12 protein-coding genes and 1 pseudogene are annotated in these 14,230 nt (G+C 66.2%); 7 read left to right on the top strand and 6 right to left on the bottom strand.

The window, feature by feature from the left end; genetic code table 11:
* Window positions 1–9: 9 nt before the first annotated feature.
* The 3 genes from KZO24_RS02535 to KZO24_RS02525 form a co-directional block, all read right to left on the bottom strand.
* Window positions 10–1,056, bottom strand: a complete 1,047-nt coding sequence (locus tag KZO24_RS02535; RefSeq protein ID WP_271184675.1) for a mannose-1-phosphate guanylyltransferase — start codon at window positions 1,054–1,056, stop codon at window positions 10–12.
* A gap of 91 nt (window positions 1,057–1,147) precedes the next feature.
* The gene (locus KZO24_RS02530; protein WP_486486783.1) at window positions 1,148–1,516 is read right to left on the bottom strand and encodes a TonB family protein; all 369 of its coding nucleotides are present in this window, start codon (window positions 1,514–1,516) and stop codon (window positions 1,148–1,150) included.
* A 62-nt stretch (window positions 1,517–1,578) separates the two neighbouring features.
* Window positions 1,579–1,872: a hypothetical protein gene (locus KZO24_RS02525; protein WP_486486782.1), complete on the bottom strand. Its 294-nt coding sequence runs from the start codon at window positions 1,870–1,872 to the stop codon at window positions 1,579–1,581.
* A gap of 118 nt (window positions 1,873–1,990) precedes the next feature.
* Between KZO24_RS02525 and KZO24_RS02520 the strand changes: the two genes are divergently transcribed.
* Both KZO24_RS02520 and KZO24_RS02515 read left to right on the top strand, forming a co-directional pair.
* Window positions 1,991–2,710 carry a dienelactone hydrolase family protein gene (locus KZO24_RS02520; RefSeq protein ID WP_271184673.1) on the top strand — a complete coding sequence of 240 codons (720 nt, stop codon included), beginning with the start codon at window positions 1,991–1,993 and terminating at the stop codon, window positions 2,708–2,710.
* Between the two features lie 337 nt (window positions 2,711–3,047).
* Window positions 3,048–5,600: a TonB-dependent receptor gene (locus KZO24_RS02515; RefSeq protein WP_271184672.1), complete on the top strand. Its 2,553-nt coding sequence runs from the start codon at window positions 3,048–3,050 to the stop codon at window positions 5,598–5,600.
* A gap of 231 nt (window positions 5,601–5,831) precedes the next feature.
* Here the strand turns inward: KZO24_RS02515 and KZO24_RS02510 are convergent, their stop codons facing one another.
* Entirely contained in the window at window positions 5,832–6,203 is a 372-nt protein-coding gene (locus KZO24_RS02510; protein ID WP_486486781.1) for a phosphotransferase, read from the bottom strand.
* Window positions 6,200–6,895 (bottom strand): hypothetical protein, encoded by a 696-nt coding sequence (locus KZO24_RS02505; protein ID WP_486486780.1) that lies wholly within the window; start codon window positions 6,893–6,895, stop codon window positions 6,200–6,202. The genes KZO24_RS02510 and KZO24_RS02505 overlap by 4 nt, the downstream gene beginning before the upstream one ends.
* Before the next feature lie 117 nt (window positions 6,896–7,012).
* Here KZO24_RS02505 and KZO24_RS02500 point away from each other — a divergent pair, with 117 nt between their 5' ends.
* The 5 genes from KZO24_RS02500 to KZO24_RS02480 all read left to right on the top strand — a co-directional run bounded on the left by KZO24_RS02500 (window position 7,013) and on the right by KZO24_RS02480 (window position 12,694).
* Entirely contained in the window at window positions 7,013–8,221 is a 1,209-nt protein-coding gene (locus tag KZO24_RS02500; RefSeq protein ID WP_271184670.1) for a CaiB/BaiF CoA transferase family protein, read from the top strand.
* Window positions 8,221–8,610 (top strand): Zn-ribbon domain-containing OB-fold protein, encoded by a 390-nt coding sequence (locus tag KZO24_RS02495; RefSeq protein ID WP_271184669.1) that lies wholly within the window; start codon window positions 8,221–8,223, stop codon window positions 8,608–8,610. The genes KZO24_RS02500 and KZO24_RS02495 overlap by 1 nt, the downstream gene beginning before the upstream one ends.
* 404 nt (window positions 8,611–9,014) lie before the next feature.
* Window positions 9,015–9,974: a thiolase family protein gene (locus tag KZO24_RS02490; protein WP_486486779.1), complete on the top strand. Its 960-nt coding sequence runs from the start codon at window positions 9,015–9,017 to the stop codon at window positions 9,972–9,974.
* A gap of 204 nt (window positions 9,975–10,178) precedes the next feature.
* Window positions 10,179–11,378 (top strand): amidohydrolase family protein, encoded by a 1,200-nt coding sequence (locus KZO24_RS02485; protein ID WP_271184667.1) that lies wholly within the window; start codon window positions 10,179–10,181, stop codon window positions 11,376–11,378.
* The gene (locus KZO24_RS02480; RefSeq protein ID WP_271184666.1) at window positions 11,378–12,694 is read left to right on the top strand and encodes a cytochrome P450; all 1,317 of its coding nucleotides are present in this window, start codon (window positions 11,378–11,380) and stop codon (window positions 12,692–12,694) included. Before KZO24_RS02485 ends, KZO24_RS02480 begins: the two co-directional genes overlap by 1 nt.
* Window positions 12,695–12,823: 129 nt before the next feature.
* Here the strand turns inward: KZO24_RS02480 and KZO24_RS02475 are convergent.
* A pseudogene (locus KZO24_RS02475) lies at window positions 12,824–14,222 on the bottom strand (helix-turn-helix domain-containing protein).
* Window positions 14,223–14,230 lie beyond the last annotated feature (8 nt).

Here is a 14,230-nt window from a genome sequence, read left to right as displayed (position 1 = left end):
GGCGAATACTCACTGATTCCTGGCGCCGGAAAGATTGCCCACCTTCTGCACGCCGGCAACCGTAGTGATCATGATGTCATCGCCATCGACGACGACGATCACGTCCTCCAGCCCGATCACAGAGACGCGCGGACCGTCGCTGTCGACCAGCACACCCCGGCAATCGACCATCTCGACCGTGCCCGAACCGCGTACCGAATTGCCGTGCTCATCGCTTTCCAGCGCCTCGTGCAGCGCCTGCCAGTTGCCGATGTCGGACCAGTCCATGTCGGCAGGCACCATCGCCGCGCGGGTGGTGTTCTCCATCACCGCGTAATCGACCGAGACGCTGGGCACTTCGGCAAAGGTCGCCGCATCGGGATGGAAGCGCTGGCCGTCCTCGGCGCCCTTCGCCACCGCATCAGCGACGCTGGTGGCAACGTCCGGGCGGTGCGCGGTCAGTTCGGCGAGGAAGTCCTTCACCCGGAACGCGAAGATGCCGCCGTTCCAGGCGTAGATCCCTTCGGCAAGGAACGCCTTGGCGCGCTCCAGATCCGGCTTCTCGACGAACTGCGCGGTGCGGAAACCGCCGTGCTCGGGAATTGCCTCGCCGCGCTTGAGGTAGCCGAAGCCGGTTTCGGGCGCCGTCGCCTCGATGCCGAAGGACACCAGCCAGCCCTGCTGCGCCAACCCCGCCGCAGCGGCTGCGGCGACCGCGAAAGCCTCGGTATTGCCGATGTGGTGATCGCTCGGGCAGACCAGCATCACCGCGTCCTCGGGCAGGCGACAGGCGGCGAGCGCAATGGCGGCGGCGGTGTTGCGCGCCGAGGGTTCGACGATGACCTGCGCGCCCTCGACCGCGCCGAGCTGCGCTTCGACATGGGCCAGGTGCTTGTGACCGGTCACCACGACCGGGGCCGCAAAACCCTCGGAACCGGGGCACCGCGCCAGCGCCGCTTCGAACAGGGTACTGTCGCCGACCAGCGGCAGGAACGGCTTGGGCATCACGGCCCGGCTGCGCGGCCACAACCGCGTGCCGCTACCGCCGCAGAGAATTACAGGAACAAGGATCGACATAGAGGAAGCTTCGCTCGTCAACTGACGGATACCGGTGTGATGGTCATAGCCACCGATTGCTGCAATGCAACGTTACAGGCTGTGTAATGCGTCAATAAAACCAGCGCTGTCGCCAACGATAGGTCGCTTCTACTGTTTTTCCAGTAGTATCCCTGGCCGGACGGAAGCGGAAACGGCGCGTCGCCAGATCGCAAGTCACGCGGTCGGCTTCCGGGTCCGGGCTCGACTGCACGACCCGGCAAGCGACCACCCGGCCATCGGTGCCGACCCGAAGGTCGATGGTGACCGAAGCTCCCACGCGCAAGTCACGGCCCCTGCGCGCATAGTCCTTTGCCGAATTGATATCACCGGCGATCTTCACCGTGGGAAAGCCGCCACCGCCTCCACCGGCGCCCTCCCCGCCCAAGCCGGCTCCAGTACCCGAACCGATACCCGCAGCCCCCGTACCTTCGCCTGCCACGGCGGCTCCAGCCGCATCCTCAGCACCTTTTCCTGCGACGGGAGGCGCCTGCGTCGGGCGGATCACGACCGACGCGCGGGGGCTGCGACCGGCCTCGGGTCGGCCTTGCGACCGGCCGGAGCAGCCGCACCCTCTATCTGCTGCGTGCGGCCGGGTGCGGGGGACGGACTGGCCTCGGGCCTCGGTGGCTCCGCCGAGATCGTGAAAGCCCGAGTCACCGACCGCGCGACCGTCGTTGCAAGGTCCGGAGTGAATGCCCGCACCAGCCCGGTGATGACCACGACATGGATCAGCAGGACCACCGCCGCTACCTTCCAGCGCGGCTTGCGCTCCTGCCTGTATCCGGTCCGCATCATGCCCCGCTGATCGCACGGGCGTGCAAGACGGTGCAACCTTTGACAACGCTGAGAGCCCGGATCATTCCATCTGGAGACTTAACGTTCGCAGTTTAGACTACAGAGAGGGCACAAAGGCATGGACGACAGATTTGAGCCGATCGCCTGCGACCATGATGGTGTCGCTCTTGATGGCTTCGTCGCCCGGCCATGCGGTGAAGGGCCTCATCCCGCAGTGCTGATGATCCCCGGCGCCACCGGCTCCGGCCCTGCGTTCGAAATGGCGTTCGCCGCGCTGGCCGATCATGGCTACCTCGCCGTCGCCGCCAGCATGTACGGGCGCGGTGCGGACATCTCCACGCCGCAGTCTGCGGGTCGATATTTTGCCGAACTCATGGCCTGCCCCGAAGTGCTTCGCGACCGCGTGGTCACCTGGTTCGAAACGACTCGCACCCTGCCCGGTGTCGATCCGGAGCGCGTCGCGGCGATAGGCTACTGCTTCGGCGGCAAGTGCGTCCTCGAACTCGCCCGCAGCGGCGCACCCGTACGGGCAGTATCGAGTTTCCACGGACTGCTGCTCACCCATGCCCCGGCCGAACCCGGGATCGTTACCGCACGCATCGCCGTCTGGACAGGAGGACTCGACCCCTATGTCCCGCGCGCCGACTTCGAGGCCCTGCGCGCCGAACTCGATCACGCTGGCGCGAACTACTCCGCAACCGAGTTCGCGCAGGCCCGGCACGCCTTCACGGACCCGGATCACGACGGTATCGCCGAGGGGATAGCCTATGATGCGGCGGCACATCGAATTGCCTGGAGCGGCACTCTTGCTCTCCTGAATGTGACCCTCACGGCATGATTGGCTGAACAGGTGTTACAATCTCGCAACGATGTCGGATAAATTCGCATTTTCGATATCACGTTCCCAATTGTGAACTGAATGCCTCGCAGTTATCCTTGCAAACAGGCGAGGGATTCGTAGTGTTTCCCTCAGGCAAAAAGGTCTGCCGGGCATCGGCACCAGGGAGAGAACACAGGCGCTTGGGGGCGTCAACCGCAGGTCGGCAATGCCGGGTCTGCGCGCTTCCCCGACTTCGATTAACCGAAAATCTCCCGCGCGGACCGGCAAGAGCCGGCCGTCCCGCAGAACCGTCTGCCGATAACGAGAACAATGTTTCCGGAGGAGAGGAGAGACCATGAGTGCAAGGAATTTCAGGAGCCGGCTCACCAGCAGCGTCGCGATCCCGGCGGTCGCTTTCGCAGGGCTGACGGCGACGCCGGTAATGGCGCAGGGCATCAACCCGGACGAGATCATCGTCACCGCCCGCCGCACCGAAGAACGCCTGCAGGACGTGCCGATCTCGATCACCGTGTTCAGCGGCGACCAGATCCAGAAGCGCAACATCGCGGTCGCCTCCGACCTTGCGGTCTTCACGCCTTCGCTCTCGGTCAACACCCGCTACGGGCCTGAGAAATCGACCTTCTCCATTCGCGGCTTCAACCAGGACGCCTCGACCGCGCCGACCGTCGGCGTGTATTTCGCCGACGTCGTGGGCGTGCGCGCGCAGGGCGGCACGGCGGGCGGCAACACGGTGGGCGCGGGCGCCTTCACCGACTTGCAGAACGTGCAGGTGCTCAAAGGCCCACAAGGCACCCTTCAGGGCCGCAACACCACCGGCGGCGCCGTGCTGCTCGTGCCCTCCAAGCCGACCGACCTGCTCGAGGCTTCGGTCGAGGGGACCTACGGCAACTACGATCAGAAGCGCGTCCAGGCGATGTTCAACGCACCGCTGGCCGACACCTTCAAGGTCCGCGTCGCGATCGACCGCAACGAGCGCGACGGTTACATGAAGAACCAGTCGGGGGTAGGCCCGAAGGACTTCAACGACGTCAACTACTTCTACGGCCGCGTCAGCGTCGTCGCCGACCTGACGCCCAACCTCGAAAACTACACGGTGGCCCATTACAGCCGGTCGGACACCAACGGCTATGCATCGCGGCACGAGTTCTGCAACCGCAATCCCCCGCTGCCGACCGACATAAATCCGGCGACCGGCCGCCCCTACGGCGCCCCATTCTACTACACGTCGCTGGCTTCCTGCGACCAGATCGACCGTCAGGCCGCACGCGGCGACGGACCGCTCGACGTCGAGGTGGGCAATCCCAACCCGCGCATGTTCCTGCGCACCTGGCAGGTCATCAACACGACGACCTGGCAGGCCAGCGATACGATCACGATCAAGAACATCGCCAGCTACGGCGAGTATCGGGAGCAGAGCCAGTTCCAGCTCTACAGCGACAACTTCTTCGTGCCCGACACGGCTTATACGCGCGCCGCAGCGGCAGCGGGTGGGCCCGCAGTCGGTTCGCGCTTCGACAATATCCAACTGGGCACCCAGCCCGGATATGACGCGGCTTCGGAATCCACGACGACCGAGGAACTGCAGGTCCAGGGCCGCTCGACCGACGGCAAGTTCAACTTCGTGGTCGGCGGCTACCTCGAATTCAGTCGCCCGATCGGATGGAACCAGCAGCGCACCGGCATCTACGGCAACTGCGTAGACCCCGGGACGCTGGATTGCGTGGGCGGCATCCCGCTGATCCCCATCGCTCCGGGCGTCACGGTACCAGGCAACATCATCTCGGAATCGCGCACCAAGCTCGCCTTCAACAACCACGGCGTCTTCGGGCAGGCCACCTACCGGTTCACGGACCAGCTCTCCCTGACGCTCGGCGGACGCTGGACCTTCGACAAGATCGACGGCTACTCGGAAAGCAATCGCCGCACGATGGCGACGATCCCCGGCGTCGGTACGCGTGTGGTAAGCTGGGTCTGCAACGACAACCTCAACCACCCGACGGTGAGCCTGCTTGCCAACGGCGGCGACACCTCGGCCTGCGGCACGCGCATCGTCAACAAGTCCAACAAGCCCACCTGGCTCATCGATTTTGACTTCAAACCGACGCCCGACACGCTGATCTATGCCAAGTATGCACGCGGCTATCGTCAGGGCACGGTGAACTTCACCAATCCCGGCCTCGAAACCGCGAAGCCGGAGAAGGTGGACGCCTATGAAGTCGGCGCCAAGATGACCTTCCGCGGCGCCCTGCCCGGCTATTTCAACATCGCCGGTTTCTGGAACGACTTCTCCGACCAGCAAGTGTTCGGCGCGCTCATCGCCAAGCCGGACAGCGGCCTGGCAGGTGGCGCGGCGATCATCAATGCAGGCCGGTCGGTCATCAGGGGCGTGGAAGTCGATGCAGGGGTGACCCCGTTCCAGGGGCTGCGGCTCTCGGCGGGCTACACGTATCTCGACACCAAGCTCAAGGAGCTCATCACGCCTACGCTCTCGGCGGACAGCCCCTTCCTGCAGATCATCCCGCGCGGGCGGATCGGAGGTCCGCTGACCTACTCGCCCAAGCACAAGCTGACGCTCTCGGGCGACTACTCGGTTCCACTGGGCGACAACGTCGGTGAGCTGAACTTCGGGGCGGTCTTCACGTATACCGCCAAGCAGTTCGTCGATGGAAACCTGCAGATCCCCGGCTACAGTCTGCTGAACCTCAATGCTGGCATCACCGACGTGGGCGGCTCGGGCTTCGACGTGGTCGTCTTCGCGCAGAACGTGACGAACAAGCACTATCGCACCACGTCGGGCGGCGGCTACGATTCTTCGGGTATCGGCGACTTCATGTACGGCCCGCCGCGCATGTACGGCGTGCGCCTCAAGTACGCCTTCGGGCGCTGACCTTTCATAACGGGAACCCCGGTTCCTGACGGTCCTTCGCGGCCGGACCTTGGGCCGCGCCGTCACCGGCGTGGCCCTTTTCACGGTTTCCAAAAACCGCAAAATACACTTACTCCCGATCGTCATTGCGAGCGAAGCGAAGCAATCCAGGACGGCTTGAAACTGCCCTGGATTGCTTCGCTTCGCTCGCAATGACGAAGGTAAGTTCGGTGCACGCTTCGATCTGTGCCCCTACGCGAGCAATCCGAAGCTGTCGTGCCGCATCACCGCCTTGCCGAGCCGATCGACGAACTGGACGATGATCGGCGGATCTACGCGGCGCGTGATCGACCATAGGTAATAGCCGTAGGTCACGCCTTCGCGGTACTGCATCCAGGCGTCCGCTTCGGACGGCATGTCCATCCCGTGCCCGCGCATCATCGCGAGGTACTCGCCCAGCAGGCGGCGCTCCTCGACCTCGGCCACTTCGGTCGGCAGCACCGCGTTCAGGTGATAGGCCACGTCGAGCGCCCAGCCCCCGCGCTGGAGCAGTTGCCAGTCGATCACGCCCATGCCCTCGGGCGTACGGAAGACGTTGCCCGCATGGGCGTCGCCATGGATCATGAACTGCGGCCGGCCGCCGTCGCGCGCGGCGAGTTCCTGATCGCCGCCGCAAGATTGGCGGCGCTGCGCACGCGGGGCGATAGGTTGTCGCCGCGCGGACCGTCGAGCAGGTCTTGCAAGGCCTCGGGCGTGACGTAGCTCATCTTCGCCAGTTCCGCGGCGCGCGGCCGAATCCAGTCGGCGCCATCGAGGAAATCGCTTCGCGCATGGAGCAACGACAACTGCCGCAAGCTCTCCAGCGCGTCGTCCGCCGTGAAGGGATCGAGCGCCGAGCAGAACCGCGCGCCATCGGCGATGAGGTCGCGCATGATCGTCACGGCCTGCTGCGCCTCCCGGTCGATCACGGTGGCGACGCAATCGGGCACGCGCACGGCGATCACGGGCGCGACCTTGTTGTAGAAGTCCGATTCGAGCACGCAGGTCGGCCCGCCGCGCGCGGTCATCGCGTCCACGTCGAGCAGGCCCTTGAGGCAGAACCCCAGCCGCTCGCCGTCTTCGAAGGTCACCGCGAAGCGCACTTTGGTGGCGACGGTGCGGATCACCTCCACCTCTTCGACCTGCGCGATGGCGCGCCCGGCCGCGATTTCGCACAGCGCGCCCGCCAGCCACTGCGGATCGAGCGCCTGTTCCAGCGTCGCCGGAACCGTGACTTGCGGCTGCGCCGGGCGCGGCCTTTCGAGGACTTGAGACATGCCTTTTCCCTTTCCCGATATCTGTTCCTTCGGCTTGACCTAATTCGCCATTTCGGTCCATCCTTCGCAATATAGAATTTCATCGGTCAAGCGATGGTAACAGAACGGGAGAGGCCGATGGGCAAGCCGCTGGAAGGCATCAAGGTCGTGGAAGTCGCGATGTGGGCCTTCGTGCCGGCTTGCGGCGGGATGCTGGCGGATCTTGGCGCCGACGTGATCAAGATCGAGCCGCCGACCGGCGATCCGCTGCGGGGGCTTTCGATCGGCGGTCTTGGCGGCGGGAAAATCGACTATTCGTGGGAGAGCTACAACCGGGGCAAGCGCTCGGTGACGCTCGATCTCAAGCAGGCGGCCGGGCGCGCGGTGCTGGACCGGTTGCTGAAGGACGCAGACGTGTTCCTCACCAACCTGCTGCCTCCGGCGCGGCGGGCGATGCGGATCGACGAGGAGACGATCCGGGCGGAGTATCCCGGCATCATCTACGCCAGCGGCAGCGCGCTCGGCCCCAATGGCCCGGACCATGAGAAAGGCGGCTACGACGCGATCACCTTCTGGGCGCGCGGCGGTATTTCCTCCTCGCTGACCGAGCCCGAGGCGCCGCATCCGGTCGGTCCGCCGGGACCGGCATTCGGCGATACGATATCGGGCGCGATGCTGTCGGGCGCGATCTGCGCCGCCATCGCCAGGCGGGCGCTGACGGGCGAGGCTTCGACTGTGGACGTCTCGCTGCTGGGCACGGCCCTGTGGTCGATGCAGCGCTACGTCTGCCAGGCGACGGCGGACGGGGTGCAGAAGTTCCCCAAGCCGCCCGCCGACAAGCCCAACAACGTGCTCGTCAGCAACTACCGCACGACCGACGGGCGTTTCCTCGCGCTCTGCATGCTGCAGGCCGACAAGTATTGGGCGCCCTTCTGCGAAGCCGCCGGACGGCCCGACCTCGCCGCCGACCCGCGCTTCGCCGACGCCGCCGCACGCAAGGCGAACATCGATGCCTGCTATGCCGAAGTGAAGGCGCTGTTCGCCGGCAAGACGCTCGCCGAATGGAAGGCGATCCTCTCGCGCCAGTCGGGCCAGTGGGACGTCGTGCAGGACGTCGGCGAAATGAAGGACGATCCGCAGGCGCAGGCCAACGGCTACCTCAAGCGCGTGGACTACGGCGACGGCACGCAGATCCCGATGATCGGCCTGCCGATGGTCTTCGACGGCACGCCGCTGTCCTCCACCCGCTCGCCCGACCTCGGCGCCGACAGCGACGCGGTGCTGGAGAGCCTGGGCTACTCCGAGGACGAGATCATCGACCTCAAGGTGCAGGGCGTGGTGTTCTGATGCGCAAGCTGCCGAAGCTGGAGCCGGAAACCGCCTTCTACTGGACTTGCGGAGCGGACGGGCGCTTGCGCATCCAGCGCTGCGGGCATTGCGGAACCTACCAGCACCCGCCCTTTCCGCGCTGCTCGAATTGCGGCAGCGAGGCCGTCGCCCCCGCGCCGGTTTCCGGCAAGGGCCGCCTCGCCAGCTACACGGTGAACCATGAGGCGTGGGTGCCGGGGCTGGCCGTGCCCTTCGTGTTCGGCGTGGTCGAGCTGGCGGAGCAGGCACAGCTTTACGTCTTCACCAATGTCCTCGAAGGAGAGGTGCGCATCGGCATGCCGCTGACGGTCGAGTTCGAGCACCACGACGATGTCTGGCTGCCGATGTTCCGGGAGGACAGGGAATGACCTTTCACCCCTCACCTCGTCACCCTGAACTTGTTTCAGGGTCCATCGTGCCTGAAACACCGTGCTGTGGGGCCGTAAACCGAGGAAGCCGCTGGTCACGCCACGCTCCGGCACTAACTGCCCGATGGACCCTGAAACAAGTTCAGGGTGACGGAGTGTCTGGACGGATGAGCGCGCCGGCATGACCCTTCTCCCCGAAAAGCAGGTGTGCATCACCGGCGCCGCGCAGTCCGAGGTCGGCCGTCCCTCCCCCGCACCGCGCTGCAACTGACTGCCGACGCCTGCCTCGCCGCCATTGCCGACGCGGGGCTCTCCCCTCGGACATCGACGGGATCGCCACATATCCCGGCAAGAGCAGCGAAGGCGGCGGGATCGCGCCCGTCAGCCCCTCCGAAGCGGCCGCCGTGCTCGGCATCGAGCCACGCTGGATTCTCGCCTCCGCCGAGGGGTTCAGCCACATGGCGCCGATCTTCAACGCGGTGACCGCGATCGCCTGCGGCCTCGCCCGTCATGTCGTGGTGTTTCGCAGCGTGGCGCAGGCGCAGGCGCGCATCGCCTCGCGCGCCTCCACCCTGATGGCCGGCGCGCGCGACCGGGTGGACGGCAACAACGCCTGGACCGTGCCTTACAATGCGCTCTCGCCGATCAACACTTTCGCGCTCTACGCGCAGGCCTACTTCGACAAGTACGGCGCCGACGAGGCGCAACTGGGCGCCATCGCCGTCAACAACCGCGCCAACGCCGCGCACAATCCCAATGCGATCTACCGCAAGCCGCTCACCCTCGACGATTATCTTGCGGCGCGGGTGATCTCCTCGCCGCTGAGGCTGTTCGACTGCGACAGCCATATCGACGGCTCGACCGCGATCGTCCTGTCGCACCGGGATGCGGCGAAGGGCTTGCGCAATCCGCCGCTCCATATCGAGGCAATGGGCATGGCCGTAGGCGGCCTGTGGGTCGGCCGCCACGAGGGCGACTTCACCGAACTGCCCGCCGCTCACCGCGCCGGGGCGATGCTGTGGGAGCGCACCGACCTCACGCCCGCCGGGATGGACTGCGCGCAGATCTACGACGGGTTCTCGATCCACGTGTGGATGTGGCTGGAGGCGCTCGGCCTCGTGCCGAAGGGAGAGGCCTGCCGCTTTACCGAGGGCGGGCAGCGGATCGCGCTGGACGGCGAACTGCCGCTCAACACCGGCGGCGGCCAGCTCTCGGCCGGGCGGTTCCACGGCTACGGCCACATCCATGAGGCGACCGTCCAGCTCTGGGGCCGCGGCGGCGGACGGCAGGTGCGGGACGCGCGGACCTGCATCGTCTCCAACGGCGGCTATGGCTACGGCGCGATGATCCTGCGGCGGGATTGACCCACCTTATCGTCATTGCGAGCGCAGCGAAGCAACCCAGGGCAGCATCACCCCGCCCTGGATTGCTTCGCTGCGCTCGCAATGACGAAGCAAGGGAGCATACGCTCGGGCGGTGGCGTCTGCTCTCTGCTTGACCGACTCATTCACTAATGCGATAATCAATTCGCAATTTAGAATAATAGATTGGGACGAGAGGAACCGGACATGAGCGAAGCAGATCCCGCCATCCGCACGAACGCAGCCACCGACTGGCAGTACGGCCCGATCTTCGACGCCGACGCGCACATCGATCCGCCGCACGACATGTGGAAGGACTACCTCCCCGCCCACCTCAAGGACCGCGCGCCCTTCATCGAGCACGCCGAGGACGGGGACTACATCTGCTTCGAGGGCAATCGCCGCCCCTTCATGATGATCAACAACCAGGCCGGTCGCGAGGGCAAGAACTTCAAGATGAAGGGCCGCCTTGCAGACCAGCGCACGGTATGGGAGCCCGCCACCCGCCTCGCCGACATGGACGCCGACGGCATGGATGCCGCGCTGCTGTTCGGCGGCGGGCCGCTGGGCTCCTTCGACAACGAACTCTACGTCGCCAGCTACGAGGCGTACCAGAACTGGGTGATGGACTTCGCCTCGGTGGCGCCCGACCGGCTATATCCCGTCGGCTACGTGCCGATGCGCGACATCGACGAGACTTGCGCGCATGTCACCCGGCTCGCGAAGAAGGGCTTTCGCGCCATCAACCTGCCCGCCTTCCCGCAGAACCCCGACGCCTGGAAGACCTCGTCCGGCATCGCCGCGATGAAGGATGGCCAGGTCTCGGCGCTGACCGGCGACAGCAAGGGCGCGCTGCAATATTCCGACCCGGCGTTCGACAGGCTGTGGAAGACGGTGTGCGACCACGGCCTCGTCATCACCTTCCACCTCGGTGCGCGGGTGCCGCGCTTCGGGCAGAAGGAGTTCTTCCTGCCCGACATGCCGATGAGCAAGATGGCGATGGCCGAACCGATCGGCATCTTCATCTTCAACTGCATCTTCGACCGCTTCCCCGACTTGCGCATCGGCAGCATGGAGAGCGGCGTGGGCTGGTTCGCGTGGTATACCGAATACATCACCCGCACCTGGGAACGGCAGCGCTTCTGGACCGAGAGCCAGCTCAAGCATCCGCCCAGCTACTACATGGACCGCAACGTCTACGGCTCGTTCATCCAGGACCGCACCGGCATCCTCAACCGCGACCTGCCGGGCGCGCGGAACATCATGTGGTCCTCGGACTATCCGCACTCGGAGACGACCTTCCCCAAATCGCGCGAGGTCATCCTGCGCGACTTCGAAGGCGTGCCCGAGGCGGACGTGCGCGCGATCATCCACGACAACGCCTGCAAGCTGCTGGGGATCGCCTGATGCTGGACACCCCCACCGCGCCCGAGAACGACGACGTCCTCACCGCCGACGACCCGCTCTACGAGGAACTCTACGACGTGCGCCGCGAGGCGGAGGCGATCGGCAACCTCGTGGAAGTGGCCGAGATCATGCCGCGCATCCACGCGCTGCGCGATGAAGGCCCGGTGCTGAAAGGACGCCTGCGCGAACTGCTCGGCCTGCCGCTGCACGAGCGCCATGCGCGCGCGGCCGGGCGGCCGCACTGGACGGTGCTGTCGTTCGAGGCGGTGGAAGCCGCGCTGCGCAATGCCGCGGTGTTCTCGAACTCGGTGCAGGGGCACGACAACCCGGCGGGCGAGAAGACCATGGGCATTCTCGAAATGGACCCGCCGGTCCACCGCGCCTATCGCCGCACCATCCAGCCGCGCTTCAACATGCCCGAGGCGATGGGCTGGTGGCGCGAGCACACCATCGACACCATCATCGAACGCCTGATCGCCCGCATGGGCCGGGCAGATCGCGCCGACCTCAACCTCGACTACTGCGCGCGCATCCCAGTCTACACGATCACCACCGCCATCGGCCTCGACGGCGATGAGGCGCTGCGTTTCCGTCACGCCTACCTCAACTCCACCAGTTCGAGCCGGACGGTGACGATGGAGCAGCGGCAGGCCAACGCGAAGATCGTCGAGAGCACCGTGCTAGGCCTGATCGCGCGCCGCCGTCAGGAGCCGAAGGACGATCTCGTCAGCTTCCTCATCACGATGAAGCTGCAGATGCCGGGCGAGGAACCGCGTGCCCTCACCGACCGCGAGATCATGGCGCACGTCAAGCTGGTGATGGTCGCGGGCGGCGGCACCTCATGGCGGCAGATGGGCATCGCGCTCTACGCCCTGCTCACCCATCCCGAGCAACTGGACGCCGTGCGCGCCGACCGCTCGCTGGTGGACGATGCGGTGGAGGAAAGCCTGCGCTGGTATCCGACGGCGCCGTACTTCTACCGCATGGTGATGGAGGACACCGAGCTTTACGGCCACGCGATCCCCAAGGGGGCGGTGCTGGAACTCGGCCTCGGCCCCGCCAACCGCGATCCTGCGCGCTGGGAACGGCCCGACGAATACGACCTGTTCCGGCCGAAGAAGACCAACCTTGCCTTCGGGTTCGGTACGCACCGATGCCTCGGCATGAACGTGGCGCGGGTGGAGATCAATCGCGGCATCAACGCGCTGCTCGATCACTTCCCGAACCTGCGGCTCGATCCCGAAGCGCCCGCGCCGTTCATGACCGGCGGGCTGGAGCAACAGGGCGTGTCGGGGCTGCCGGTGTTGCTGCGGTAACCGCCCCTTACCCCGTCACACACCTACACCTCGTCATTGCGAGCAAAGCGAAGCAATCCAGGGCGGCCTTAAACTGCCCTGGATTGCTTCGGCCTGCGGCCTCGCAATGACGAGGGCTGGGTGGTCGGCTCAACTCTCCGCGAACGTATAAGGCTGCGCGGCGCGGCGGTAATCGTCCGCCAGCACGTCACGCCCGATCGGCGGGACCGAGCGGGCGGTGCATTCGGCGCGCTGACACAAGCGGCAGGTGACGCCGATCGGCGTCGTCGGCGCGCTCGCCGGGTCCACACCCCCGGCATAGACCAGCCGCCCCGCCTGCTCCGCCGCGCAGGCGAGCGCCACCGCGCGCACGACCCGCGCACCGCCGTAGCCTGCCGCCCCACCGGTCACCGTGCGCGCGATAGAGAAAAAGCGCTCCCCGCCCGGCAATTCCAGCCACTGCGGAACGATCTCGCCCGGACGGCGGAACACCTGATGGACGCTCCACAAGGGGCACCCGCCGCCGTGCGCCGCGAAGGGAAAGCCCGCGCCGTCGAGCCGCTTGGAGACATTGCCCGCCTCGTCCACGCGGATGAAGAAGAAGCCGACGCGCTCCTCCCCGGCCTCTGCAGCGTGGTGAGACGGTGAGCCACCTGCTCGAAACTGGCGCCGAACAGCGCGCACAGGGCATCGATGTCATAGCGCCGCTGGTCCGCCGCGCGGGCGAAGCGGCCATAAGGCATGACGATCGCCGCCGCCGCATAGCCCGCCAGCGCGCGCAGCGAGCAGCGTCGCGGTGGTGCGGCTGGAAAAGCTGTCGGCCCGGATCGTCTGCTTGATCTCGGATCGCAGCGCGGTGTGGGCGATGTGCGTGGCGATCTGGAACGCGCGGCTGGCATGGTCGAGCGTGTCGGCGATCAGCAATTGCTGGTTGTGCCGGTCGAACCGGCGCAGCGAGATCCATGAGCACGTCAGGCGGCAGGAAACGCACGCGCACGGCCTTGGCGGCGAGCCACTCGGTCGCCCCGCCCGCCTTTTCGATCTCGCCCGCCAGTTCCTCGGCGCGGGTGTCGAGCGCGTGGAAGTAGTTGCGGTTGGCGGCGAGGAAGCGCTGCGCTTCACGCACGGGCTCGTTCTCGTCCGCCATCGGCCCGGCAGCGCGCTGCTCGGCCAGCGCCTGCGCCTCGCGGGTATAGGCCTGATGCAGCCGCAGCAGCGCTTCGGAGACACCGGGAAAGCTGGTGGCAACGTCGGCGACTTCCAGCTTGGGCAGGTCGATGTCGGCAAAGATCGGGTCGCGCAGCACATCGGTCAGGCGGCGCGCGTAGTCCTCCCCGTCGTCGCCGGCGATGTCGGCGATGTCGAGGCGGTACGTCTTCGCGAGGCGCAGGAGCATATCAGCGGTAACCGGCCGCTGGTTGCGCTCCAGCAGGGCGACGTAGCTGGGCGAGATCTCCAGATCATCGGCCATCGCCAGCTGCGTCAGGCCGAGTTCACGGCGCAGACGGCGCAATCTTGGACCAAGGTATAAGGGACGGTTTTCTGCCATTTCCGCGC

It is taken from the genome of Novosphingobium sp. NFX11 (assembly GCF_057376415.1).
Note: the sequence above shows the minus strand (reverse complement) of the source record. Positions and strands in the feature narration are given on the sequence as shown.

Excerpts from the sequence above, each read along its gene's own strand:
- KZO24_RS02495 (WP_271184669.1), top strand. The coding sequence starts at position 8,221 with ATGCGCAAGCTGCCGAAGCTGGAGCCGGAAACCGCCTTCTACTGGACT.
- KZO24_RS02480 (WP_271184666.1), top strand. The coding sequence starts at position 11,378 with ATGCTGGACACCCCCACCGCGCCCGAGAACGACGACGTCCTCACCGCC.
- KZO24_RS02485 (WP_271184667.1), top strand. The coding sequence starts at position 10,179 with ATGAGCGAAGCAGATCCCGCCATCCGCACGAACGCAGCCACCGACTGG.
- KZO24_RS02515 (WP_271184672.1), top strand. The coding sequence starts at position 3,048 with ATGAGTGCAAGGAATTTCAGGAGCCGGCTCACCAGCAGCGTCGCGATC.
- KZO24_RS02510 (WP_486486781.1), bottom strand. The coding sequence starts at position 6,203 with ATGATCCATGGCGACGCCCATGCGGGCAACGTCTTCCGTACGCCCGAG.
- KZO24_RS02535 (WP_271184675.1), bottom strand. The coding sequence starts at position 1,056 with ATGTCGATCCTTGTTCCTGTAATTCTCTGCGGCGGTAGCGGCACGCGG.
- KZO24_RS02500 (WP_271184670.1), top strand. The coding sequence starts at position 7,013 with ATGGGCAAGCCGCTGGAAGGCATCAAGGTCGTGGAAGTCGCGATGTGG.
- KZO24_RS02505 (WP_486486780.1), bottom strand. The coding sequence starts at position 6,895 with ATGTCTCAAGTCCTCGAAAGGCCGCGCCCGGCGCAGCCGCAAGTCACG.
- KZO24_RS02525 (WP_486486782.1), bottom strand. The coding sequence starts at position 1,872 with ATGATGCGGACCGGATACAGGCAGGAGCGCAAGCCGCGCTGGAAGGTA.
- KZO24_RS02520 (WP_271184673.1), top strand. The coding sequence starts at position 1,991 with ATGGACGACAGATTTGAGCCGATCGCCTGCGACCATGATGGTGTCGCT.